19 protein-coding genes are annotated in these 23,039 nt (G+C 69.5%); 10 read left to right on the top strand and 9 right to left on the bottom strand.

From position 1 onward, the window contains the following. Positions 1–10 precede the first annotated feature (10 nt). Positions 11–1,108 (top strand): glycosyltransferase, encoded by a 1,098-nt coding sequence (locus HDA44_RS09330; protein ID WP_184832980.1) that lies wholly within the window; start codon positions 11–13, stop codon positions 1,106–1,108. Here HDA44_RS09330 and HDA44_RS09325 read toward each other — a convergent pair. After that, a complete protein-coding gene (locus HDA44_RS09325; RefSeq protein WP_184832979.1) occupies positions 1,105–1,512 on the bottom strand; it encodes an HIT family protein in 408 nt (135 codons plus the stop codon). The two genes, HDA44_RS09330 and HDA44_RS09325, sit on opposite strands and share 4 nt — an antisense overlap. A 60-nt stretch (positions 1,513–1,572) precedes the next feature. Here HDA44_RS09325 and HDA44_RS09320 point away from each other — a divergent pair, with 60 nt between their 5' ends. From HDA44_RS09320 to HDA44_RS09310, 3 genes are read left to right on the top strand one after another with little or no spacing between them, the layout of a single operon-like run. After that, the gene (locus tag HDA44_RS09320) at positions 1,573–2,016 is read left to right on the top strand and encodes a hypothetical protein (RefSeq protein WP_184832978.1); all 444 of its coding nucleotides are present in this window, start codon (positions 1,573–1,575) and stop codon (positions 2,014–2,016) included. Beyond that, the gene (locus HDA44_RS09315) at positions 2,013–2,888 is read left to right on the top strand and encodes a tetratricopeptide repeat protein (protein WP_184832976.1); all 876 of its coding nucleotides are present in this window, start codon (positions 2,013–2,015) and stop codon (positions 2,886–2,888) included. Before HDA44_RS09320 ends, HDA44_RS09315 begins: the two co-directional genes overlap by 4 nt. After that, positions 2,889–4,136 carry an AAA family ATPase gene (locus HDA44_RS09310; RefSeq protein ID WP_184832974.1) on the top strand — a complete coding sequence of 416 codons (1,248 nt, stop codon included), beginning with the start codon at positions 2,889–2,891 and terminating at the stop codon, positions 4,134–4,136. On the opposite strand, the gene HDA44_RS09305 is transcribed toward HDA44_RS09310, so the two are convergent. Next, the gene (locus HDA44_RS09305; protein ID WP_184832972.1) at positions 4,137–6,188 is read right to left on the bottom strand and encodes an elongation factor G-like protein EF-G2; all 2,052 of its coding nucleotides are present in this window, start codon (positions 6,186–6,188) and stop codon (positions 4,137–4,139) included. A gap of 95 nt (positions 6,189–6,283) precedes the next feature. Between HDA44_RS09305 and HDA44_RS09300 the strand changes: the two genes are divergently transcribed. Together HDA44_RS09300 and HDA44_RS09295 are read left to right on the top strand one after the other, a co-directional pair. Then, complete coding sequence (locus tag HDA44_RS09300; protein WP_184832970.1) at positions 6,284–8,182, top strand: DUF2207 domain-containing protein; 1,899 nt, start codon at positions 6,284–6,286, stop codon at positions 8,180–8,182. 27 nt (positions 8,183–8,209) lie between these two features. Further along, entirely contained in the window at positions 8,210–10,111 is a 1,902-nt protein-coding gene (locus HDA44_RS09295) for a DUF2207 domain-containing protein (RefSeq protein WP_184832968.1), read from the top strand. Here HDA44_RS09295 and HDA44_RS09290 read toward each other — a convergent pair whose 3' ends face one another. The 3 genes from HDA44_RS09290 to HDA44_RS09280 are packed head-to-tail and all read right to left on the bottom strand — an operon-like array spanning position 10,112 to position 13,602. Further along, a complete protein-coding gene (locus HDA44_RS09290; RefSeq protein WP_184832966.1) occupies positions 10,112–10,639 on the bottom strand; it encodes a ferritin in 528 nt (175 codons plus the stop codon). A gap of 51 nt (positions 10,640–10,690) precedes the next feature. Beyond that, positions 10,691–12,589: a DUF2264 domain-containing protein gene (locus HDA44_RS09285; protein WP_184832964.1), complete on the bottom strand. Its 1,899-nt coding sequence runs from the start codon at positions 12,587–12,589 to the stop codon at positions 10,691–10,693. Further along, positions 12,586–13,602 (bottom strand): hydroxyacid dehydrogenase, encoded by a 1,017-nt coding sequence (locus HDA44_RS09280; protein ID WP_337905775.1) that lies wholly within the window; start codon positions 13,600–13,602, stop codon positions 12,586–12,588. Before HDA44_RS09280 ends, HDA44_RS09285 begins: the two co-directional genes overlap by 4 nt. Before the next feature lie 172 nt (positions 13,603–13,774). Between HDA44_RS09280 and HDA44_RS09275 the strand changes: the two genes are divergently transcribed. The 3 genes from HDA44_RS09275 to thrS all read left to right on the top strand — a co-directional run bounded on the left by HDA44_RS09275 (position 13,775) and on the right by thrS (position 16,969). Beyond that, positions 13,775–14,686 carry a proteasome assembly chaperone family protein gene (locus HDA44_RS09275; RefSeq protein ID WP_184832962.1) on the top strand — a complete coding sequence of 304 codons (912 nt, stop codon included), beginning with the start codon at positions 13,775–13,777 and terminating at the stop codon, positions 14,684–14,686. A 25-nt stretch (positions 14,687–14,711) separates the two neighbouring features. Then, positions 14,712–15,557: an acyl-CoA thioesterase gene (locus HDA44_RS09270; RefSeq protein WP_184832960.1), complete on the top strand. Its 846-nt coding sequence runs from the start codon at positions 14,712–14,714 to the stop codon at positions 15,555–15,557. A 65-nt stretch (positions 15,558–15,622) separates the two neighbouring features. Continuing rightward, positions 15,623–16,969, top strand: a complete 1,347-nt coding sequence (gene thrS / locus HDA44_RS09265) for a threonine--tRNA ligase (protein WP_272956510.1) — start codon at positions 15,623–15,625, stop codon at positions 16,967–16,969. A gap of 20 nt (positions 16,970–16,989) precedes the next feature. Here the strand turns inward: thrS and HDA44_RS09260 are convergent, their stop codons facing one another. From HDA44_RS09260 to HDA44_RS09245, 4 genes are read right to left on the bottom strand one after another with little or no spacing between them, the layout of a single operon-like run. Then, positions 16,990–17,844 (bottom strand): MaoC/PaaZ C-terminal domain-containing protein, encoded by an 855-nt coding sequence (locus tag HDA44_RS09260; protein WP_184832956.1) that lies wholly within the window; start codon positions 17,842–17,844, stop codon positions 16,990–16,992. 1 nt (position 17,845) lies between these two features. After that, the gene (locus HDA44_RS09255; RefSeq protein WP_184832954.1) at positions 17,846–19,192 is read right to left on the bottom strand and encodes a 3-oxoacyl-ACP reductase; all 1,347 of its coding nucleotides are present in this window, start codon (positions 19,190–19,192) and stop codon (positions 17,846–17,848) included. Between the two features lie 8 nt (positions 19,193–19,200). After that, positions 19,201–20,478, bottom strand: a complete 1,278-nt coding sequence (locus tag HDA44_RS09250; protein WP_184832953.1) for an acetyl-CoA C-acetyltransferase — start codon at positions 20,476–20,478, stop codon at positions 19,201–19,203. Further along, on the bottom strand, positions 20,475–21,209 hold the full coding sequence (locus HDA44_RS09245) for a TetR/AcrR family transcriptional regulator (protein ID WP_184832952.1): 735 nt from the start codon (positions 21,207–21,209) through the stop codon (positions 20,475–20,477). Before HDA44_RS09245 ends, HDA44_RS09250 begins: the two co-directional genes overlap by 4 nt. 131 nt (positions 21,210–21,340) lie before the next feature. Between HDA44_RS09245 and HDA44_RS09240 the strand changes: the two genes are divergently transcribed. Further along, a complete protein-coding gene (locus tag HDA44_RS09240) occupies positions 21,341–22,678 on the top strand; it encodes an acyl-CoA dehydrogenase family protein (protein ID WP_202887282.1) in 1,338 nt (445 codons plus the stop codon). Positions 22,679–23,039 lie beyond the last annotated feature (361 nt).

Genomic DNA, 23,039 nt, shown 5'->3' with positions numbered 1-23,039 from the left:
CAATTGTCCCGTGAGGATCGGCGTGGTCTGCCCGTACTCGCTGGGCACGCCCGGCGGGGTGCAGAACCACGTCCGCGACCTGGCCGAGGCGCTGCTCTCGCTCGGTCACGACATCTCGGTGCTGGCGCCGGTCGACGACACCGACGCGGTCCCGCCGTACGTGGTCTCGTCCGGGCGGGCGGTCGGCGTGCCGTACAACGGGTCGGTGGCGCGGGTGACGTTCGGCCCGCGGACCGCGGCGCGGGTGAAGAGCTGGCTCGCCGACGGCGGCTTCGACGTGGTGCACGTGCACGAGCCGACCACGCCGAGCGCGTCGATCATCGCGCTCTGGTCCTCCGACGGGCCGTTCGTCGCGACCTTCCACACCTGGCAGGTCCGGTCCCGGGCGATGAGCGCCGCGTCCAGCCTGCTGCGGCCGGCGCTGGAGAAGATCGACGCCCGGATCGCCGTCAGTGAGAACGCCCGCTCGATGATGGTGCAGCACATCGGTGGCGAGGCGGTGGTGATCCCGAACGGCCTGTACACGTCCCGCTTCAAGGGCAGTCCGCGCTCGGAGTGGATGGGCGAGGACGGGACGATCAGCTTCCTCGGGCGGCTGGACGAGCCGCGCAAGGGCCTCGGCGTACTCCTGGACGCCGTGCCGGCGCTGCTGGCGGAGCGCCCCGGGCTGAAGGTACTGGTGGCCGGCGCGGGGCAGGCGGACGAGGCGCGGCGGTCGCTACCGGCCCGGTACCGCGACCGCGTGCTGTTCCTCGGTGCGATCGACGATGAGGCGCGCGCCGACATGCTGGCCGGTTCTGACGTGTACGTCGCACCGCACCTCGGCGGGGAGAGCTTCGGCATCGTGCTGTTGGAGGCGATGGCGGCTGGTGCACCAGTGCTTGCCAGCGACCTGGCAGCGTTCCGGCAGGTGCTGGACGGTGGCCGGCTGGGGGAGCTGTTCGACCCGGGCGACTCTGGTGAACTGGCCGCGCGCGCTCTGCGGCTGCTCCGGCGGCCGGCCGAGCGGGAAGAACTGCTGTCCGCCGGGCTGGCTGCAGTGCCGCGCTACGACTGGTCGGCGCTGCTACCGGAGCTGCTCTCGGTGTACGAGCTGGTGGCGCGCTAGATCAGCTTGGCGTGTACCGCGTTGATCTCGTCCAGATCGCCCGCCTCCGGCTTCCACGGCAGCACCATCGGGTCATTCGGGTAGCGGGGGATCACATGCAGGTGGGTGTGGAAGACCGACTGCCACGCGTCCGCCCCGATACAGCTGAGCAGGTTGGCGCCGGTGGCCTCCGGGAGCCGGTCGATCACCCGGCCGATCAGAGACTGTGCGAGCAGGGTCACCGCGGTCAGGTCCTCGGCCGCTGCTTCGCGGAGATCGGTGGAGTGCGTACGCGGGACCACCAGCAGGTGCCCGGGGGTTGCCGGGGAGATGTCCATGAACGCGATCGCCCGGTCGGTCTCCTCGACCCGGGTCGAGGGGATGGTGCCGGCCACGATCCCGCAGAAGATGCAGTTCTCGCTCATCGCCACAGGCTATACACTGCGCGAGCTGTACAGTGCCCCCCACGCGACACGAGGAGCCCGATGCCGGACGATCTTCTGCGCCCGACCATCGGCACCGGCGTGGACCTGACCGTACGCCCGTGGCGGCTGATGTCGCAGACGTACGTGGCGTTCTTCGGTGGCGTGATCGCGTCGACGGTCGTCGCGTACCTGAACGCGGGCCGGCTGGGCGTGGACGCGGCGAAGCGCAGGCTGATCCTGTTGTCCGGGCTCGGCGGTCTGGCCGCGGTGATCGGGATCGTCGCCCTGCTCGCGGACGACTCCGGGGTGACCACGGAGCTGCGGGTGCTGACGCGGGTGGTCGCGGTCGTCTGCTGCATAGCCCAGCTGCGGCTGCAGCGGCCGATGGATCGCGCGTTCCAGCTCCGCGGTTCCGAATACCGCTCGCTGTGGGTGGTCGGGATCGCGGCGACGGTCGGCGGCGCGCTGGTCGAGGTACTGATCCTGGTGATGGTGGTGTTGTGAGCGAACCGACCGAGGCCCGCCTGCGGATGGCCGGCCACTGGCTGCGGATCGGCCACCCGGAGCGGACCCTGGACGAGCTCCAGGGGCTGACCGGCGAGGCAGCGCTGGACTACCGGGCGTACTTGTTCCGTGGTGCCGCGTTGCATTCGCTCGACCGGAACCAGGAGGCCATCGACGTACTCCGGGATGGTCTTGCGCTGCACGGCCCGTTCCTCGGGATGCTGCACATCCTCGGCTCGGCGCTCCGGTCGGAGGGCCGCCTGCCCGAGGCGGAGGCGGCGTTCCTGCAGGGGCTGAGCCTGGACCCGAACGACCCGGATCTGCTGATCGGCTACGCGCTGGTGTGCCTGACCGCGGGCCAGGCGCAGAAGGCGAGCGCGCTGGTCGAGCGGGCCGCGTCGCACGCGCCGGAGAGCGCGGCGGTGTCCGCGGCCCGCGCGCAGGTGGCGTTTGCGCTCGGCAACGACCGTGACATGCACCGGCACAGTGCCGAGGCGCTGTCGCACGATCCCGAGGACCCGAACGCGCGGGCGCTGCACGGTACGGCGGCGATGCTGACCGGCGATCCGCGCTCCGGGTACACGTCGCTCGCCTCCGCGGCCGCCTCCCATCCCGGCGACCCGGACCTGCGCGCCGCCGCCCGCGAGGCGAAGCTGATCAACCACCCGCTGATGCGTCCGCTGCGCCCGTTCGCCCGGATCAATCCGCTGATCGTCTGGATCGGCGCGGTCGCGGTCATCTACGGCCTCCGCGCGGCCGGCCTGGCGCCGCTGTCGTTCGCGTTCGCGATGATCTGGCTGGCATTCTGCGTGTACTCCTGGGTGGTCCCACCACTGGTCCGCCGCTGGCTCAACCGGAAATGGGGATCGTGAGTGAGTAACGACCGGATCGAGGCCCTCCGCAAGGCCGTCGACACGAATCCCGACGACGTGCTGCTGCGCCTTGTACTCGCCGAGTCGTTGACCGCGGCCGCCGAGATCGAGGAGGCGCTCGATCAGTACGTGGTGCTGCTCGACCAGCACGGGCTGCCGGACGACCAGTTCGTACCGGTCGGGGAGCTGGCCGCGGCGAACGGACGGCTCGCGCTGCTGCGGAACCTGCTTGAGGCGGCTCGGCAACGCGGCATCGTCGAAGGGACCGGTCGGCTGCAGCAACTCGTCGACGGGATGATCTCGGAGCGCAGCGGCGTACGCATCAAGGTCGGCCCGGAGTCCGAGTACGACCCGCTGACCGCTGACGCCATCAAGGAGAGCACCACCTTCGACCAGGTCGGCGGCATGGAGGAGATCAAGCGGATCATCCACCGCATGGTGATCCTCCCGCTGAGCCGGCCGGAGCTTTACGAGAAGTACGGCCGGAAGTCCGGCGGCGGCGTGATGCTCTACGGCCCGCCCGGCTGCGGTAAGACGCTGCTCGCCCGCGCGACCGCGGGGGAGTGCGGTCTGCCGTTCGTCAACGTCCGGATCGAGGACGTGATGGACCCGTACCTCGGCGTCTCCGAGCGGAACCTGCACGCCGCGTTCGAGCGCGCCCGGGCGAACGGTCCGTGCGTACTCTTCCTCGACGAGCTGGACGCGCTCGCGTTCGCGCGGCACAAGCACGGCGGCTCCGAGTCGCGGCGGCTGGTCGACGTACTGCTCCAGGAGCTGGACGCGATCGGCTCCGACAACGAGGGCCTGCTGGTGCTCGCGGCCTCGAACGCGCCGTGGGACGTGGACGAGGCGATGCTCCGGCCGGGCCGTTTCGACCGGGTCATCTTCGTACCGCCGCCGGACGAACCGGCCCGCGCCGACATCCTGAGCGTGCTGACCAAGGACGTACCGGCGGACGACCTCGATCTGAAGGCGCTGGCCGGCCAGACGCCGATGTTCAGCGGCGCGGACCTGCGCGCGCTGATCGAGCGCGGCGTGGACAAGGTGATCGACGAGGCGCTGTCCACCGGTGGCGAGCCGCCGCTCGCGATGCGGCACCTCGCCGGCGCGCTGACCGCGGTGAAGCCGTCCACGCTCGACTGGCTGCACCGCGTCCGCTCGTACATCGAGTTCGCCAACCAGAGCGAGCGCTACGACGACGTGGCGGCGTACCTCAAGTCCCGTGACGTACGCCGCCGGCTGACCTGATCATTTCAGCTTCGCCACCACCGACTCCGGCATCGCTTCGTACCGGCTGAAGTGACGGGTGAACGACGCCGCGCCGTGCGACAGCGAACGCAGGTCGATGGTGTACCGGGTGATCTCCACCTGGGGCACCTCGGCCTTCACGAGCGTACGGTTGTCGCCGATCTTGTCCGTACCCAGCAACCGCCCGCGCCGCCCGGACAAATCGCTCATCACCGCGCCGACCAGTTCGTCGGGCACCAGCACCGACACCAGGTCCACCGGCTCCAGCATCGCCACCCGCGACGCCGCCGCGGCCTCGCGCAACGCCAGCCCACCGGCCATCTGGAACGCCATGTCCGACGAGTCGACGCTGTGCGCCTTCCCGTCCAGGAGCGTCACCCGGATGTCGACCATCGGGTACCCGGCGCCGACGCCTTTCTCCATCTGCGCCCGGACGCCCTTCTCCACGCTCGGGATGAACTGCCGCGGCACCGCGCCACCGACCACCTTGTCGACGAACTCGAACCCGCCACCCTCCGGCAACGGCTCGACCGCGATGTCACAGACCGCGTACTGACCGTGGCCGCCGGACTGCTTCACATGCCGTCCGTGACCCTTCGCCGCGCCGCCGAACGTCTCCCGCAGCGGCACCCGCAACTCGACCGTGTCGACCGTCACGCCGTACCGGTTCGCGAGCGCGTCCAGGACGACGTCCGAATGTGCCTCGCCCATGCACCAGAGCACGATCTGGTGCGTCTCCGGGTTCTGCTCGATCCGCAGCGTCGGGTCCTCGGCGGCCAGCCGCTGCAGGCCGATCCCGAGCTTGTCCTCGTCGGTCTTCGCGTGCGCCTGGACCGCGATCGGCAGCAAGGGTTCGGGCATGCTCCACGGCTTCAGCAGCAACGGCTCGGCCTTGTCGGACAGCGTGTCACCGGTCTCGGCCCGGGTCAGCCGGCCGATCGCGCACAGGTCACCGGCGACCACCTGACCGGCCGGCCGCTGCGTCTTGCCCAGGGGGAACGACAGCGTCCCGATCCGTTCGTCCTCGTCATGGTCCTGATGGGAGTTGTGTTCGCCGAAGAAGGACGTGAAATGGCCCGACACGTGAACCGTCGTGTCGGGCCTGATGGTGCCGGAGAACACCCGGACCAGGCTGACCCTGCCGACGTACGGGTCCGAGGTGGTCTTCACCACCTCGGCGAGCAGCGGGCCGCCGGTGTCGCAGGTGATCCCCTTGCGGGGGACGCCGTGCGGGTTGAACACGTCCGGGATGGGGTGTTCGGGTGGTGACGGGAAGGCGCTGGTGATCACTTCGAGCAACTCGGCCGTACCGACGCCGGAGCCGCTGCAGACCGGGATGACCGGGAAGAACGAGCCGCGCGCGACCGCCCGTTCCAGGTCGTCGATCAGCACTTTCCGGTCGATCTCCTCGCCGCCGAGGTACCGGTCCATCAGCGACTCGTCCTCGGACTCCTCGATGATGCCCTCGATCAGCGCCTCGTCAGACTGGCTCAGCAGGCTGATCAGCCCGTCGCCGTCCGGCCGGTACAGCGGGAGCACCTTGTCGCCGAACGCGGCTCGCGCGGTGGCCAGCGCGTTCTCGTAGTTCGCCCGGGCGTGGTCCAGTTTGGTGATCACCACCGCGCGTGGCATCCCGACCTCGTCGCACTCCTGCCAGAGTGCCCGGATCGGCTCGTCGACGCCTTCGTTCGCCGCGACCACGAAGAGCGCGCAGTCGGCGGCGCGGAGCCCGGCCCGGAGCTCGCCGACGAAGTCCGCGTACCCGGGCGTGTCGATCAGGTTCACCTTCACGCCGTCGGACGGCAGCGAGGCCAGCGACAGGCCGACCGAGCGCTGCTGCCGGATCTCCGCGTCGTCGAAGTCGCACACCGTGGTTCCGTCCAGGACGGTGCCGGGTCTGTTCAGGACCCCGGAGGCCACCAGCAGGGCCTCGACCAGAGTGGTCTTGCCGGCGCCCGACGGGCCGACCAGCACCACGTTGCGGATGGCGGCCGGGCTGTCCACAGCGGGCGCGGCTCCGGTGCCTTGGGAAGTGTTCGTCTTGTCTGCCATGACGTTTCCTCCTGGTCCACCCACGATTCCCCTTGCGGCCACTTCGCACAAGGCCCGCCACGCCGCGGACCCTCACGGTGGGTAGGGTCGCGGCCATGCGCAGGGCACTCGGGGTAGTCATCAGCACGCTTGTCGCCGTGCTGGCCGTAGCGGGTTTCGCGGCGCCGGCCTCAGCCGGGCCGGCCGAGACCGGTGACGAGATCAGCAACTACACGATCGACTACACCGTGTCAGGTGCCGGCGTGCTGCACGTCAGCGAGACGATCGACTACCGGTTCGCGACCAGCGGCCGGCACGGCATCTACCGGGACCTGGTGGTCCGCGAGCCGTACAAGGACGACGACAAGAAGGACCAGGAGTACCAGGTCACGAACCTGAAGGTGTCGTCACCGACCGGAGCGCCGGCCAAGTTCACCGAGACGTCCTTCACGTCGAAGAACGGCCGCAACGAGAACCTCCAGATCAAGATCGGTTCCGCCGACGAGACGGTCCGCGGTACCCAGGCGACCTACGTGATCTCGTACGACGTACGAGGCGCGCTGCGGCACTTCGCCGACCACAGCGAGCTGTACTGGGACGCGACCGGAAGCGCCTGGGAGGCGCCGATCAACAACGTCACCGTCAACGTGCAGGTCCCGCAGGGCGTCACGCGGGTCGACTGCTTCGCGGGCGTGGCCGGATCGAAGGACACCTGCCCGCGGAAGTCGGTACTGGGGGAGAAGGGCGTCTTCGGCGCGACCGGCCTGGCCCGGGGACAGCAGCTGACGATCGTCGCGGGCATCACCGCCGGCGCCGTACAGAACGACACGCCGATCGTGGTCGACCCGCCGAACTGGATGCAGCGCAACGGCCTGTCCTGGCCGTCGCTGATCGGCTCCGGCCTGGTCAGCCTGGTCGCGCTCGTCCTCGCCACGCTGTACGCGAAACTCGGCAACAAGGACCAGCGCTTCGCGGGGCTTCCCCCGGGTACGTTCCCGCCGGCCGGCGCGGCGGCGCCCGCGGTGAAGAACGACCTGAGTGAGGACCAGCTCCCGGTCGCGTTCGCGCCGCCGAAGATCCCGGTCGCCGAGGGCGGTCTGCTGATCGACGCGAAGGCGAACACCACCGAAACCGCCGCGACCCTGATCGACCTGGCGGTCCGCGGCGGCGTACGGATCGACAACTCCGGCGACGCGCAGAAGGCGGTCCTGCTGAACGCGGCGGTCGCGACCGCGCCGCACGAGCAGGCGCTGATGTCCGGCCTGTTCCCCAACCTGCAGCCCGGCTCCGAGGTGACGCTGGAGCGCGGCGCGGTCGGCGACCACACCATGCGGAAGGCGCACGACGCGATGATCGCCGCGCTGCGGGACCAGGTGCGGCAGCGCAACTGGTACCTGCGGATGCCGCGCGCCGCCGGTGGCTCGCTGTTCAAGAACGGCTTCCGTGGCGCCTGCCTGGGGATGGTCGCGATCTGGGTGGTCGGGGCCGGTCTGATGAGTACGGTCGCCGCCGGGGCGGGCGCGGGCCTGCCGGTCCGGAAGATCGTGCTCGCGGTGCCACTGATCGCCGTGGTCGTTGCCATCGGCATCTGGATCACCATCCGCCGCCGCGGTCAGCGCAACCCGGCCGGGCGCGCGGTGACGGACCAGGTGGCTGGCTTCCGTAAGTACCTGGCCACCGCTGAGGCCCAGCAGCTGCGGTTCGAGGAGGGCGAGGACATCTTCTCGAAGTACTTGCCCTGGGCCATCGCTTTCGGCCTCGCCGACCGCTGGCAGAAGGTCTGCCAGCAGCTGGTCGCGGCAGGCCAACTGACCCCCGACCCGGTCTGGTACTACGGCCCGTCCTACTACACCTCCGGCTGGACCGCCGGCGCCGTCAGCTCGACCGTCGCGCACAGCTTCGACCCGCCGCCCACCCCGTCCAGCTCGGGCGGTGGCGGCGGAAGCTCCTCCGGCTTCGGTGGCGGCGGCTCGTCCGGCGGCGGTGGCGGCGGTGGAGGCGGCGGCAGCTGGTAGGCCCCCACTCTCGGTAGTGTCGCGAGCATGCGTCGTACTCTCGGGGTAGTTGTCAGCATGCTCGTGGTCGCGTTGACGCTGGCCGGTTTCGCCGTACCCGCGTCGGCCGCGCCCGGTGACTGGGTCAACGCAATGACGATCGACTACACGGTCACTCCCGACGGCGTACTGCAGGTCACCGAGACGATCGAGTACCACTTCGGCGACCCGGATCGGCACGGGATCTATCGCGATCTGGTGATCCGGGAGCCGTACGTCGACGACAAGGCCAAGGACCAGAAGTACGAGGTGTCGAACATCCAGGTGTCGTCGCCGTCCGGCGCGCCGAGCAAGTTCAGCACCTCCACGGACTACAAGAACAAGCGGCGCGACCAGGTGCTGCGGATCAAGATCGGTTCGTCGGATGACACCGTGGCCGGCCGCGACGCGACGTACAAGATCAGCTATGAAGTCCGCGGCGCGCTCCGGCACTTCGCCGACCACAGCGAGTTGTACTGGGACGCGACCGGACTGAACTGGGACGCGGCGATCTACCAAGCGTCGATCACGGTCACCGCTCCGCAGGGCGTACGGAAGGTGGCCTGCTACGCCGGACCGCCCGGTTCGACGAAGCCGTGCGACACGGCGACCGTCAGCGCGGGCAAGGGTATGTACAAGCAGGAGGCCGCCGTTCCCCGCGGCCAAGGGCTGACGATCGTCGCCGGTCTCGCAGCCGGTGCCGTCAGCAACGATCAGCCGATCGTGGTGGACCCGCCGGGCTTCCTGGCCCGCTACGGCCTGACCCTGCCGGTGGTGCTGCTGTCCGCGCTGGTCACGCTCATCCTGGTCGCGGCCGGGAAACTGCTCGCCCGTCGCCACGGCGATCTGCGGTACGCCGACCTGCCGCCGGGAACCGTACCGCCTGAAGGCCTCGCGCCGCGTACGGTCCGGAACCGGCTGGCCGACAAGTTGCTCCCCGTGGCCTTCGCGCCGCCGGCCATCACCGCTGCCGAGGGCGGCCTGCTGGTGGACGGCAAGGCGGACACCACCGAGGTCGCGGCGACGCTGGTCGACCTGGCGGTCCGAGGTGCGATCCGGATCGACGGCACCGACGACCTGCAGACGGCCGTCCTGGTCGATCCCAGCCGCGCGACCGCCCCGCACGAGTCCGCGCTGCTCAAGGGCCTGTTCCCGAAACAGCAGCCCGGCTCGGAGGCCCGCCTGGTCGCGCCCGCGGTCGGCGACACCCGACCCGCGAAGGCGGCGGAGAGTATGGTCGACAGGCTCCGCGAGCAGGTCGAGCGGCAGAACTGGTACGTCCGGATGCCACGCCGCGTGAAGGTTGTGGAGTCCGCTGGGTACGGCTGGGTCCCGCTGGGCTGCGGAGTGTTCCTCGCGCTGCTGGTCGGGCTGATCTCGCTGATCGCCTGGATGATCAAGTTCGGTGCGCCAACCTGGCTCGGGCCGGCGCTGGTGCTCGGCGTACCGGCGATCGCGCTACTGAACGGTCTCCTCGACGTGGTGCTCGCGCGGCGGGCGGGTCGGCGTACGGCGCTGGGGCGGGCGCTGACCGACCAGGTGCTCGGCTTCCGTCAGTACCTGAGCACGGCGGAGGCGGATCAGCTCCGGTTCGAGGACGGCGAGGACATCTTCAGCAAGTACCTGCCGTGGGCGCTCGTCCTCGGCCTGGCCGACCATTGGCAGCAGGTTTGCCACCAGCTGGTCCAGTCCGGCCGGCTGACCGCGTCGCCGGCCTGGTACGCGGGCACGACCTCTTACTACGACTCGTCGTGGTCCGCGAGCAGCATCACGTCGACGGTTTCGACCAGCTTCGCGCAGCCGCCGAGCCAGTCCACCGGAGGAGGGTCCTCCTCCGGTTTCTCCAGCTCGTCCTCGTCCTCCTCCTCATCGGGCGGTGGCGGAGGTGGCGGTGGCGGCGGCAGTTGGTGACTAGACGCTGCCGCCGGCCGCGGCAGGCGCGGTCGGGTCGTTGCCGGCGTCGCCGACGACCTCGCGGGCCAGGAAGTCCTCAAGGTTGAACAGGTTGTCGCCGGCGCGCTTGGCGACGTTGACCAGGGTCTTCATCGCGGCGACCTCTTCGACCTGTTCCTTCAGGAACCACTGCATGAACTGCTCGCCGATGTAATCGCTCTCGTCCCGGGCGGCGCGGGCCAGGGTCTCGATCTGCTTGGTGACCGTGATCTCCTGGGCCAGCGCGAGCTCGAGCGGCTCCAGCGCGGACTTGAAGTCGGACTCGACCGCATCCACCGACGGGATCTGGGGCCGGACGTCCTTGTCCAGCAGGTACTGGACCATCATCATCGCGTGGTTGCGCTCTTCCAGCGACTGCTTGTAGAAGTGCGCGGCGAGCCGCGGCAGATCCTGTTCGTCGTACCAGACAGCGACGGCCACGTATTGCTGTGACGCCGTGAATTCGTTCCGGATCTGCTCCTGCAGAAGTTTCTCGTACGTGCTCATTCCGTCAATCTAGACGCCACCGGCGGAATGTACACGCTTGGCGAGCCTGACCTAACCGTGTCGGGACCGCCCGAGTTCGACCACCGTACGGCCCCCGTCGAGCCGTACCGTGCTGCCTTCGACGGCCACATCGATGCCCTCGGCAAGTGCTTCCGGGCGGATCGCGTCCCGGGTCAGCAGCACGGCATTCACCAGCACCAACGGCGCACCGCGATGCGGAGCGGTCAGGTACGGCGTACCGGAATGGACCCCGAACGGATTGACGCCCAGCCCGCGATGCACGCCGGCCGTGTGGTACCCGTGCAGGCCGACGACCGCCGACACCAACCCGTCCGCATTACGTACGGTCGCGGCCGTCGCGCTGGTGGTTGCCCCCGGCAAGGACTCGCCGGCGACCGCGAACCCGCCGCTGCGTACGAGCGCGCCGTCCGGCCCTTCGACCAGCGCGCACCGGATCTCCCACCCGTTGTGCACCACGGAGGTGATCTCGATCGCCCAAGGACCGTCGGTTCCGAGCCAGGCGCGGTGCCACGAGGACGCCGTCCGCTCATCGACCCCGAGTCGCCGGATGCGCCCGCGCCCACTGACCGGACCGTCGGGGGAGACAAGCGAGATCAGGTTGTCCACCGGCGGCTCGTGGTCGGACAGGTCCGGTCCCGCGTGGTTCGCGTACGCCAGGCGGTTGTAATGCGGATCGCCGTCAGGCTCCACGCCGGACGGTTCCGCGACAGGCGCATGGTCGGCGCCGTGGTTCACCAACTGAACGACCTGGTCGTGCCGGCTCGCGTGCACGATCCAGCCGGGTTTCGGCATCGCCCGGACCTGATCCGCGTTGTCCAGCGGGATCGCGTCTTCGGGGTCCGACCACACGGGATGCTCCGGCGGCAGGATCAGCCCGACGAAACCCTTCGAGGCCCAGTACGGCGATCCCGGTCCGGAGTACTGCTGCGTCGTCGGCAAGAACGTGTCGTACCAGCCGAGCGTCAGTACGCCCCGCTCGTCCGGCACCCCGCGCTGTACGAAATGCCGCGCGATCCCCGAACACAGGCGGCGCGTTTCGCCGGGAGTCAACGGGCTGGAGTCGAGCAGCGCACCCATCCAGTACGGCGCCGCGGCAGCCATCCGGTACGTCAGCGAGCGGCCCTGGTAGATCGGCGCGCCGTCGTTCCCGGCCAGGTGCACCGCGTCCGCGAGGAAGAGGTTGATCCGCTCCCTGTAGAGCTTCAGCCGGTCCTCGTACTGCGCGCCGGGCGTCGCGGCTGCCATCCGCGCCCACAGCCCGGGATAGAGGTGCATCGCCCAGCCGATGTAGTTGTCGAAGTTCTGTCCGTCGCCGTCCGAGTACCAGCCGTCACCGACGTACCAGTCCTCGATCCGGTCCAGCCCGCCGTCGATGTCGTCCTGGGAGTACGGCGCCCCGACCGACGCGAGGAACTGCTCGCTGACCACCTGGAACAACCGCCAGTTGTTGTCGTGCGTCGTCGATCCGTTGAAGCCACCGAGCCACTCCGCGACGTGCTCCTGGGCGCGGGTGTCGAGCCGGTCCCAGATCCATTCGCGGGTCTCGTGCAGGGACACCGCGATCGCGGCCGCCTCGACCATCTGCTGCGACTTCGGGGTGAGGCGCAGCCACGCCTCCGGGTGATCCGGATTCGCACCGTTCGCCACGCCGCGCGCGTACCGCTCGATCAGCTGTTCACAGCCCTTGCCCTGTACGCCGGCGATCCGGAACGCGGCCAGCATGAACGACCGCGCGAAACCTTCGAGCGCGTCCGACGCCGTACCGGACCGACTCGCCCGGCCGGGTAGCTCGACCAGCGACGCGCCGGGGGAGAAGTACGGCACCAGCGAGTCGAGCAGGTGGTCCGCGAGTGCCTCCCAGTGCGCCCGCGCCCAACCGGTCTGGCGGGAGAGCTCACGGTCGGTGTCCGGCAGGATCAGACGGCTCATGCGAGTCTCCCGAGTTCGGTGGCGCTGATGGCGTGGTCGAGCGGCCGGCCGGCGGCGAGGTGCTCCAGTTCACTGACGGCGAGCTCGCCGAGACGGGCGATCTCGTTGCCGACGGCACCGGCGACGTGCGGGGTGATGAACACGTTGGGCAGGTCGAGCAAGGGTGAGTCCGGCGGCAGCGGCTCGGGCTCGGTGACATCGAGGACGGCGTCGATCCGGCCGGAGGCGCATTCGCTGAGGAGCGCCCCGGGGTCGATGATCTTGCCGCGGGCGGTGTTGATCAGGACCGCGCCGTCCTTGAGCAGGCCCAGCAGCCGCGCATCCACCAAACCAGTGGTCTCGGGCAGCAGCGGCGCGTGCACGCTGAGGATGTCGCTGCGCCGGAACAACGTGTCGTTGTCGACCAGCTCCGCGCCAAGCGACGCCGCCTCGCCGCTGGTCAGGTACGGGTCGCTGATCAGGACGTTCAGGTCGAGCGTACGCAGCCGCTCGGCGACCATCTTCGCGATCCGGGAGGCGCCGAGCAGGCCGACGGTCGAGCCGTAGCTGCCGGGCATCGAGTGTGGGTCGCTCTTGCGCCGTTCCAGCCGGTACTGCGCCGCGAGCCGGAACGCCCGCTTCCCGGCCAGCACGATCGCCGCGACGGTGAACTCGGCGACCGGCAGGGCGTTCGCGCTGGCCGCTGACGAGACCTGGATGCCACGGTCGAACGCGGCCGGGTCCACGATCGCCTTCACCGAACCCGCGGCGTGCAGGATGGCCCGGAGCTTGGGTGCCGCGTCCAGTACGTCCGGGCCGATCCGCGGGCAGCCCCAGCCGGTCAGCAGCACGTCCACGTCCGGCAGCGCCGCCCGGACCGCCGGATCGGCGAGGAAGCTGGTCCCGGGCCCGACCGGCAGCACGGTGGCGACGGCCTCCAGCCGCGCGCGGACCCGCGGTACCAGCACGCGCTCCCGGCTGGTGTCGTTCATCGCCAGCATCACGGTCAGGGCGGAAGTCGGTTCGGTACTCACGCCAGACAACTTAGCAAGCGCTTTCCGAACTGTCGCGCCGACGACCGGGTCTTGGTATTTCCGGAAATCTTCTCGGCGCCGGAATTTGTCCGCCGCCGCGGGGCGTTGACCTCGGAAAGGGCAGGATAGTGGGGCCTACCCGCCCTGTCGGCCACTGCGAAGGAGAACGACGATGCTGCGACCGGACGACCTCTACGAGATCGTCGACGAGTCGGTGGCGACCGGCCCGGCGGCGACGCCGAAGGTCTTGGTGCACGCGCTGGACGGGTTCATGGACGCCGGTCAGGCCGGCCGGGTGACCGCCGACCATCTGCTCGAGGTGCTCGAGCACCGGCTGCTCGCACGCTTCGACGTCGACCTCCTGCACGACTACCGGGCCCGGCGGCCCGAGGTGACGTTCGCCGAGGACCGGTTCACCGACTACACCCCGCCGCACCTGAGCCTGCACCTGGTCACCGATGACGCGGGCGTCGACTTCCTGCTGCTCGAAGGCGTCGAGCCGGACAACCACTGGGACCGGTTCGCCGGGGCGGTGCGGCAGCTGATCGACCAGTACAACGTGACGCTGACCATCGGCGTCCACGGCATCCCGATGGGCGTGCCGCACACCCGGCCGCTCGGCCTGACCGCGCACGCCACCCGGCCCGAGCTGGTCACCCGCTCGAACATCTGGGACGGCGAGATGCGGCTGCCCGCGAGCGCCGGCACGATGCTCCAGGTCCGCCTCGGCGAGGCCGGCCGGGACGCGATGGGCTTCGCCGTCCACGTGCCGCATTACCTCGCCGAGAACCGTTTCCCCGGCGCGGCGCTGGCCCTCGTACACGCCATCTCCGCGGCCACCGGCCTGCTGCTCCCTAGCAAGGCCCTGCTCGACGAGGCAGCGGTCACCGGCCGCCTGGTCGACGAGCAGGTCGAGGCGTCGGACGACGCCAGCGCGGTGGTGAAGTCGCTGGAGACCCAGTACGACGCGGCCGCCGGTTCGGTCAGCCGGAAGAGCCTGCTCGCGGACTCGACGCCATCGGCCGACGAGCTCGGTGCCGAGGTCGAGCAGTTCCTCGCCGAGCTGAACCGGGATGACGACTGACAGGCCCGGCCTGTCAAGATAGGGCATGCCTGAGTCGCTGGAGGACCTGGTCGAGCTGCTCGACCTGGAGATGATCGACGTCGACCTGTTCCGGGGACGGCAACCGCAGACCTCGATGCAACGAGTGTTCGGCGGGCAGGTGCTCGGACAGGCGCTCGCCGCCGCCGGCCGGTCGGTCGACCCGGAGCGGGTCGTGCACTCGCTGCACGGATACTTCCTGCGCGCCGGCGACACGTCCGTACCGATCGTGTACCGGGCGGAGGCGACGCGGGACGGTGGTTCGTTCAGCAGCCGCCGCGTGGTCGCGTCGCAGAACGGCAAGCCGATCTTCTACATGTCGGCGTCCTTCCAGCGCCCGGAGCCGGGTCTCGACCACCAGGATCCGATGCCGGACGACGTCGTACCGCCGGAGGAAGCGCCGCGGCTCGCGACCGTACTGGAGGCGCAGTCGGGTCGTCCCGCCGCAGACTGGGATCGGGAGTGGTCCTCGCTCGATGTCCGGCTGGCCGGCGTGACCGGTCGTCAGTTCTGGATTCGCGCGGCCGGGAAACTCGCGGACGAGCCGGCGCTGCACGCGTGCGTGCTCGCGTACGCCAGCGATCTCACCTTGCTCGGCGCCAGCCTGCTGCCGCACGGCATCGTCATCGGCGACCGCCGCATCCAGCCCGCGTCGCTCGACCACGCGCTGTGGTTCCACCGCCCGTTCCGCGCCGACGAGTGGCTGCTGTACGACCAGTCGTCGCCGTCCGCGTCCGGCGCACGTGGTTTCGCGACCGGCAGGTTGTACACCGAGTCCGGCAGCCTGATCGCCTCCGTGGCGCAGGAGGGACTCATTCGCCCGGTCGGCCTGGACGCCGATCTGCTACCGTAAAAGCATGTTGAAGCGCGCTGTTGTGACGACGACGCCGGAGTATGTCCCGGCGCGCTGACACTTGACTGTCTGACCGAAGCCCCGGGGCGAGTGCCCCGGGCCAGTCATCAATAGATGCAGTGACGTTCCCGTGGTCCCTCGCCCTTCTCAATGAGGAGACCACCATGTACGACCACCGCAAGATCGGCCGCGAGCTCGGCTTGTTCGACTCCGACCCGTTGATCGGCGCCGGACTGCCGTACTGGCTGCCCGCCGGCGCCGCCGTACGCCACGCGCTCGAGAGCTACATCGCCGAAGTAGAACGACGCGCCGGGTACCAGCAGGTGTACTCACCAGTGCTGGCCAAGCGCGAGCTCTACGAAATCTCCGGCCACTGGGCGAAGTACCACGACGACATGTACCCGCCGATGGAAATGGGTGGCGAGGAACTGGTCCTGCGCCCGAGTATCTGCCCACACCACGCGCTGATGTATCGGTCGCGGTCGCACAGCTATCGCGAACTCCCGCTGCGGATCTCGGAGCTCGGTGGGCAGTATCGCGCCGAGTTGTCGGGCGCGATCGGTGGGCTGAGCCGCGTCCGGGCGATGCAGCTGAACGACGCGCACATCTTCTGCCGGCTCGACCAGGTCGCCGCCGAGGCTGCTGCCGCGTTGGGGTTGATCAATGCTGCCTACGCCGACCTGGGGATCGTCGCGTCCCGATTCGTGCTGGCCTTGCCGGCTTTGGATGCGGAGTTCAACAGTCCGGCCAGCAAGTACGTCGGGGACGCGGCGAGCTGGGCCGCGGCTGCCGACCTGTTGCGCGACGTGTTGAAGGACGCCGGAGTCGAGTACGAGGACGCGCCGGGCGACGCGGCGTTCTACGGGCCGAAGATCGACATCCAGGTGATGGATTCGGCCGGCCGGGAGTTCAGTCTGTCGACCGTACAGATCGACTTCCATCAGCCGGAGCGGTTCGGGCTCGAGTACATCGGTGCCGATGGCAACAAGCATCGGCCGGTGATGGTGCATCGGGCGATCGTCGGCAGCATCGAGCGGGCGATGGCGCAGCTGATCGAGGTACACGGCGGGGCGTTCCCGGCCTGGCTGGCGCCGGTGCAGGTGGTGGTGCTGCCGATCTCGGACGACGAGGAGCAGCGGGCCGCCGAGGTCGCGCGGCGGGCGTCGGACCGCGGGTTGCGGGTCGAGGTCGCGCACGCGGACGAGGGCAGCCTGGGCGCGCGGATCCGCGAGAACCGGCTGGCGCCGTACCAGGCAGTGATCGGCGCCCGCGAGGACGCCGCCGGTGAGCTGGCCGTCCGCGAACGCGACGGCAGCCGCTGGGCGGCCGCCGCGATCGGGTCCGTGCTCGATCAAATCCGGCGGGAGGCGATTCCCCGGGCCATCGCGATCGACGAAGCCCTGGCGAGCTGAGCCTGCGCGGACCCGCGGATTCAGCCCTGTAGCTGACCGACCAGGTGAGTCAGCTCGTGCGCTTCGTCGTACAGCGCGAAGTCGAGGGTTTTGCCGGAGCGCTGGTGGCCGAACTGCACCCGGGACGGGAGCAGCAACGGCTTCCGGAAGTCCACGCGGACCGTGAACGCGTCCGGCAACTCGCCGGCCCGCTCCAGCGACGCGAGCGCGGCCGCCTTCGCCCACATCCCGTGCGCGATCTGGCGCGGGAACCCGAACGCCTGCGCGGTCAGCTTGAACAGGTGGATCGGGTTCCGGTCGCCGGACGCGGCGGCGTACCGGCGGCCGAGGTTGCCGCGCAGGTCCCACCACGCGTTCGGCCCGAGCACCGGGTCGGTGAGCAGGTCGGCATGCGCGTTGGGATCACCGGAGGAGCGGCTGAGCAGTGTGGTGAGATCGGTCCAGACCAGCTCGTGATCGACGAAAACCTCACTGATCACGTCGAAGACGGTGCCCTTCGGGTGCGGGCGTTCGGCCGTACCGTGCACACGGATCGACGGCTCCGCGTGGAGCGGGATCGGCTGGTGCTGCGTGATCGTGTTGGACAGGTGCACGATCCCCATCGGCTTGTACGGGAACGAGGGGTCGGACATCAGGTCCAGGTGCAGCGGGAAGGCCAGCACGTGCGGGTAGGTGACCGGCAGCGCGGGACCGGCCGCGTACCCGGTCACGTCGCGGTAGGTCGAAAGGTGGTCCTGGTTGACCGCCGAGCGGGGCAGCTCGAGCGTCAGGCCGTCCTCGTTCGGCTCGTAGTCGGCGCGGCGCAGGGTCGCCTTGACGGTCCGCGCGTACAGCGAACCGAGGCCGGGGGAGTCGTCGTACCGCCGGGTCGGCATGTCAGGCGCCCAGCAGGCTCTGGCCGCAGACCCGGACCACGTTGCCGGTCACGCCCGCCGACGCCGGGTCCGCGAACCAGGCGATCGTCTCGGCCACGTCGATCGGCAGACCGCCCTGCTGCAACGAGTTCAGCCGGCGGCCGACCTCGCGGATCGTGAACGGGATCTTCGCGGTCATCTCGGTCTCGATGAACCCCGGCGCGACCGCGTTGATCCGGATCTGCCGCTCGGCCAGCTTCGGCGCCAGCGCCTGGACCAGCCCGATCACACCAGCCTTCGAGGTCGCGTAGTTCGTCTGGCCGTTGTTCCCGGCGATCCCGGCCATCGACGACACGCCCACGATCGACCCGCCGTCGCGGAGCGCGCCGGTGTCGACCAGGTGCTTGGTGATTCGTTCCGGCGCCCGCAGGTTCACGTCGAGGACGGCGTCCCACACGTCCGTACGCATGTTGACCAGCCGCCGGTCCCGGGTGATTCCGGCGTTGTGTACGACGATGTCGAGGCCGCCGTGCTGCTCCTGCGCATGCGCCGCGATCCGCTGCGCGGCATCGACCGACGTGACGTCGAGCAGCAGTTCCGTACCGCCGATCCGGGAGATCACCTTGCGCAGCGGGTCCGCGTTCTGCGGTACGTCGACACCGATGACGGTCGCGCCGTCACGGGCGAGTGTGTCCGCGATCGCGGCGCCGATACCGCGGGCCGCGCCGGTGACCAGGGCGGTACGCCCGGCGAGTGGCCGGTTCGGGTCGTTGCTGACGAGTGGGCCGGTGCCGATCCTCGCCACCTGACCGTCGACGTACGCGGACTTGGGGGAGAGGAAGAAGCGCAGCGTCGAGTCGAGTTGCTCATGCGCGTCCGGCGCGACGTACACGAGGTTGACGGTGGCGCCGCGCTTCACCTCCTTGCCGAGCGACCGGGTGAAGCCTTCGAGCGCGCGCTGCGCGATCTGCTGCTCCGGGCTGCTCGACAGCTCCGGCGTCCGGCCGACGACCACGACCCGCCCGGCCGGCGCGAGCTGGCGGACGACGGGGGAGAAGAACCGTTGCAGGCTGGACAGATCGGCCGTCGAGGTCGCTCCGGTCGCGTCGAAGACGAGCGCCTTCGGCCGGATCTCGCTGGACGCGACACCTTCGTTCGCCGTACTGAACGCGGCGCCGATGTCCCGCAGCAGCGCCTGGATCGCCTTGCCGGCGTCGGTCTCGCCGATCGCGCCGAAGACGACCGGCCCGTCGATCACCGGCGACCCCTCGATCCAGCGGGGCAGCGGCAGCGGGTCGGGCAGACCGAGGTTCTTCACCAGGGTCTTGCCGAGCGGCGTCCGGGTGAAGGTCTGGTAGCGATCCGTCATCTCAGCTCCTACTTCTCGAGGATGGCGACGACACCCTGGCCGCCCGCGGCACAGATCGAGATCAGGCCCCGGCCGCCGCCGTTCTCGTCCAGTTGCTTGGCCAGCGCGGCGACGATCCGCCCGCCGGTCGCTGCGAACGGGTGGCCCGCGGCCAGCGAGCTCCCGTTCACGTTCAGTTTGTCCCGGTCGATCTCGCCGAGCGGCGCGTCCAGGCCGAGCCGCTCCTTGCAGAAGATCGGGTCCTCCCAGGCCTTCAGCGTAGCCAGCACCTGCGACGCGAACGCCTCGTGGATCTCGTAGTAGTCGAAGTCCTGCAAGGTCAGCCCGGCCCGCTGAAGCATCCGCGGCACCGCATACGCGGGTGCCATCAGCAGCCCCTCGGCGCCCTTCACGTAGTCGACCGCGGCCGTCTGCGAGTGCGTCAGGTAGGCGAGCGGCCGGAGACCGTGCTCGGCGGCCCACTCGTCGGTGCTCAGCAGCACGGTCGACGCGCCGTCGGTCAGCGGAGTCGAGTTGCCGGCCGTCATCGTCGCGGTCTCGCCCTTGCCGAACACCGGCTTCAGCCTCGCCAGCTTCTCCAGCGTCGTGTCGGGGCGGAGGTTCTGGTCCTTCTCCAGCCCGAGGTACGGGGTGATCAGGTCCTGCTGGAAACCCCGGTCGTACGCCTTGGCGAGATTGACGTGGGAATTGAACGCGAGCTCGTCCTGGGCCTCGCGGGTGATGCCCCACTCCAGCGCGGTCAGCGCGGCGTGTTCACCCATCGACTTGCCCGTACGCGGCTCGGCGTTGCGCGGGATCTCCGGCACGATGTCCTTCGGGCGGACGCGGGCGAGCACCTTCAGGCGATCCGGGTACGTCTTGGCGCGGTTCAGGTCGAGGAGTACGCCGCGCAGATGGTCGTTGACGCTCAGCGGCGCGTCCGACGCGGTGTCGACGCCACCCGCGATACCGGCATCGATCTGGCCGAGCGCGATCTTGTTACCGACCAGGATCGCCGCCTCCAGACCGGTGCCGCACGCCTGCTGCAGGTCGTACGCGGGGGTGGTCGGCGCGAGTTTGGAACCGAGGACCACCTCGCGGACCAGGTTCCAGTCGCGGGCGTGCTTGAGCACCGCGCCCGCGACCACCTCGCCCACCTCCTGCCCACCGAGCCCGGTCCGGTCGACCAGACCGTTCAGGGCGGCGGTCAGCATGTCGGAGTTCGAGGCGTGCCGGTACGTCTTGTCCTGCCGGGCGAACGGAATCCGGTTGCCGGCGACGACGGCCACCTTGCGGGTCTCGGTCACGATTTCTCTCCTGCTCTAGTGGAGCGGGTGGTTCGGCCCGCGAGTGCTTTGCGGCCCACCGCGGTGGCCAGGGTCGCGGTGATGGCAGTCGAGCGGACGGTACCGACATCGGCATGATGCACCACCGGGTGGCCTGGTCCATTGCCCGACACGATCAACCCGACCCTTGCCATGTGCAACGATCCGAGCGTCTGCGTGTACAGGTGGTTGGCCAGGTACGCCGTGTCGACCTGGTCGAACACGCCGGCCCGCTGACCGGCTTCGAGGACGGTCGCGATCCGGCCGAGCGGCGCGGCCATCGCCGTACCCAGCTTGACCATCACCGGCTCGGTGATCTCGCCGAACAGCTCCTCGCCGGTCCGGCGCAGCAGACTCATTGCGCAGTCAGTGAACGCCGGGTAGGTGAGACAGAAGTCGACGAACGTTTCACTCAGTTGGCGGAGCCGGTTGAGCGGCGCCTTGCGCGGACTGTCCTGACTACTGAGCTGGGTGTCGAGCTCGGCCAGATAATCGACCAGGGTGAGCGCGAACAGCTCCTCCTTGCCGGCGAAGTGCCGGTAGATCAGCGCCTTGTTGATCCCGACCCGCTTCGCGATGTCGTCGATCTGGGCGTCGATCGTGCCGCGCTCGTCGAACAGCTCGCGGGTGGCGCGGATGATGTCCCGCTCCCGGTCGCGACGACGCTCCGCCGTGGTCCGGCGGCGTCCGATCGCGAGCAGCGCGGAGCTCATGGATCGATCTTAGCCACACCGGTACCACCTGGTGCAAACGACAGTTACACTCGTCGGTAACATTGCGCTGGCGCTGTTGTCCTGCCGGTGTTGTTCCGCTGATGTTGTTCCGCCGCTGTTGGAGGATGTTGATGACGGATCCCAAGCCTGCCACGCCGGAGGTTTCGGCTGACGTGATGGCGCTGGCCGGAGAGCTCGGGGCCGAACGGTCCAAGCCGGGCTGGAGCCCGTTCTCGCTCGCGCTGAACGACGAGCAGCGGGAGATCCGCGACTGGGCGCACGCCTTCGCCGCCGACGTCATCCGCCCGGCGGCCGCCGAATGGGACGAGCGCGAAGAGACGCCGTGGCCGGTCATCCAGGAGGCCGCGAAGATCGGCCTGTACGGGCTTGACGCGAACATCAACCTCTTCGTCGATCCGTCCGGGTTGCTGATGCCGCTCGTCCACGAGGAACTGTTCTGGGGCGACGCCGGTATCGGCATGTCGCTGAAGGGCACCGGGCTGGCATCGTCGGCGATCTTCTCGAACGGTACGCCGGAACAGTGGAGCCAGTGGATGCCGCGCTGCTACGGCACCCCCGATGACGTACGCGTCGCGGCGTTCTGCTCGTCGGAGCCCGGCGCCGGGTCGGACGTGTCCGCGATCCGTACCCGCGCCGTGTTCGACGAGGCCGCGGACGAGTGGGTGATCAACGGCCAGAAGGCCTGGGCCACCAACGGCGGGATCGCGGACATCCACGTCGTGGTCGCCACGGTCGATCCTGCTTTGGGTACGAAGGGTCAGGCCGCGTTCGTCGTACCCAAGTCCGAGGTCCACGGTCTGGAACAGGGCACGAAGCTACGCAAGCACGGTCTGCGCGCGTCGCACACCGCCGACGTCTTCTTCGACAACGTCCGGATCCCGGCCGCCAACGTCCTCGGCGGCAAGCCGAAACTCGACGAGCGCCTGGCCCGCGCCCGCGAAGCCGCCGCCGGGACCGCTCGCGCCGCCGGCCGGAACGCTTCGATGGCGACCTTCGAGATGACCCGCCACATCGTCGGCGCCCAGGCGATCGGCATCGCGCGCGCCGCGTACGAGGTAGCCCTCGACTACGCCAAGACCCGCGAACAGTTCGGCCGCCCGATCATCGACAACCAGGGCATCGCCTTCAAACTCGCCGACATGGCCCTGGAAATCGACGCCGCCCGCCTCCTCGTCTGGCGCGCGGCCAACATGTCCGCCGCCCTCATGCGCGGCGAAACCCCCGACTACCGCCACGGCGAAGGCTCCATGGCCAAACTCAAAGCCGGCGAAGTAGCCGTGAAAACCACCGAAGAAGCCATCCAAATCCTCGGCGGCAACGGCTACACCCGCGAATACCCGGTAGAACGCATGCACCGAGACGCCAAAATCTACACAATCTTCGAAGGCACCTCCGAAATCCAGCGCCTGGTAATCGCCCGCGCCATCTCCGGCATGCGCATCAGATGACGCGGAACCCCGCTCCGCAAGGGCCCTGAGCGTCCGCGATCGCATTCCTCAGACCAGTCCCGGACCTCCTTCGGGGTCCGGGTCATCGGGCCTCCCGAGGTCCCTGCTCCGTGACTGCTCCGTCAGCCCTGACGCCAGTGCCCGCAACCGCCGGTCGACAGCTTGCCGCGCGCAGTCGTAGGAGGACGGGAGCATGTGCGTGTACAACCGCAGCGCGAAGACGAATTGCTTCCCCAGCCGTTGTTTGGTGGTTCAGGCCGCGAGTGCGGCGGGACATAGGCAGAGTTATGTCCCGTCCGAAGCCGCCGTACGCCGAACGCGGCTGGTAACGAGTCCTATGCTTCAACTGTTGGCGGGGCAG

Origin of the sequence: Kribbella solani (genome assembly GCF_014205295.1) — a bacterium.
Lineage (GTDB): Bacteria > Actinomycetota > Actinomycetes > Propionibacteriales > Kribbellaceae > Kribbella > Kribbella solani.
The sequence above is the reverse complement of the archived record's forward strand: the minus strand, read 5'-3'. Positions and strand labels throughout refer to the sequence as shown.

What these genes read in the sequence shown, in the direction of transcription:
- HDA44_RS09320 (WP_184832978.1), top strand. Translation starts at nt 1,573, where the DNA reads ATGCCGGACGATCTTCTGCGCCCGACCATCGGCACCGGCGTGGACCTG.
- HDA44_RS09295 (WP_184832968.1), top strand. Translation starts at nt 8,210, where the DNA reads ATGCGTCGTACTCTCGGGGTAGTTGTCAGCATGCTCGTGGTCGCGTTG.
- HDA44_RS09240 (WP_202887282.1), top strand. Translation starts at nt 21,341, where the DNA reads ATGACGGATCCCAAGCCTGCCACGCCGGAGGTTTCGGCTGACGTGATG.
- HDA44_RS09300 (WP_184832970.1), top strand. Translation starts at nt 6,284, where the DNA reads ATGCGCAGGGCACTCGGGGTAGTCATCAGCACGCTTGTCGCCGTGCTG.
- HDA44_RS09325 (WP_184832979.1), bottom strand. Translation starts at nt 1,512, where the DNA reads ATGAGCGAGAACTGCATCTTCTGCGGGATCGTGGCCGGCACCATCCCC.
- HDA44_RS09270 (WP_184832960.1), top strand. Translation starts at nt 14,712, where the DNA reads ATGCCTGAGTCGCTGGAGGACCTGGTCGAGCTGCTCGACCTGGAGATG.
- HDA44_RS09290 (WP_184832966.1), bottom strand. Translation starts at nt 10,639, where the DNA reads ATGAGCACGTACGAGAAACTTCTGCAGGAGCAGATCCGGAACGAATTC.
- HDA44_RS09305 (WP_184832972.1), bottom strand. Translation starts at nt 6,188, where the DNA reads ATGGCAGACAAGACGAACACTTCCCAAGGCACCGGAGCCGCGCCCGCT.
- HDA44_RS09255 (WP_184832954.1), bottom strand. Translation starts at nt 19,192, where the DNA reads ATGACGGATCGCTACCAGACCTTCACCCGGACGCCGCTCGGCAAGACC.
- HDA44_RS09285 (WP_184832964.1), bottom strand. Translation starts at nt 12,589, where the DNA reads ATGAGCCGTCTGATCCTGCCGGACACCGACCGTGAGCTCTCCCGCCAG.
- HDA44_RS09275 (WP_184832962.1), top strand. Translation starts at nt 13,775, where the DNA reads ATGCTGCGACCGGACGACCTCTACGAGATCGTCGACGAGTCGGTGGCG.
- HDA44_RS09260 (WP_184832956.1), bottom strand. Translation starts at nt 17,844, where the DNA reads ATGCCGACCCGGCGGTACGACGACTCCCCCGGCCTCGGTTCGCTGTAC.
- HDA44_RS09245 (WP_184832952.1), bottom strand. Translation starts at nt 21,209, where the DNA reads ATGAGCTCCGCGCTGCTCGCGATCGGACGCCGCCGGACCACGGCGGAG.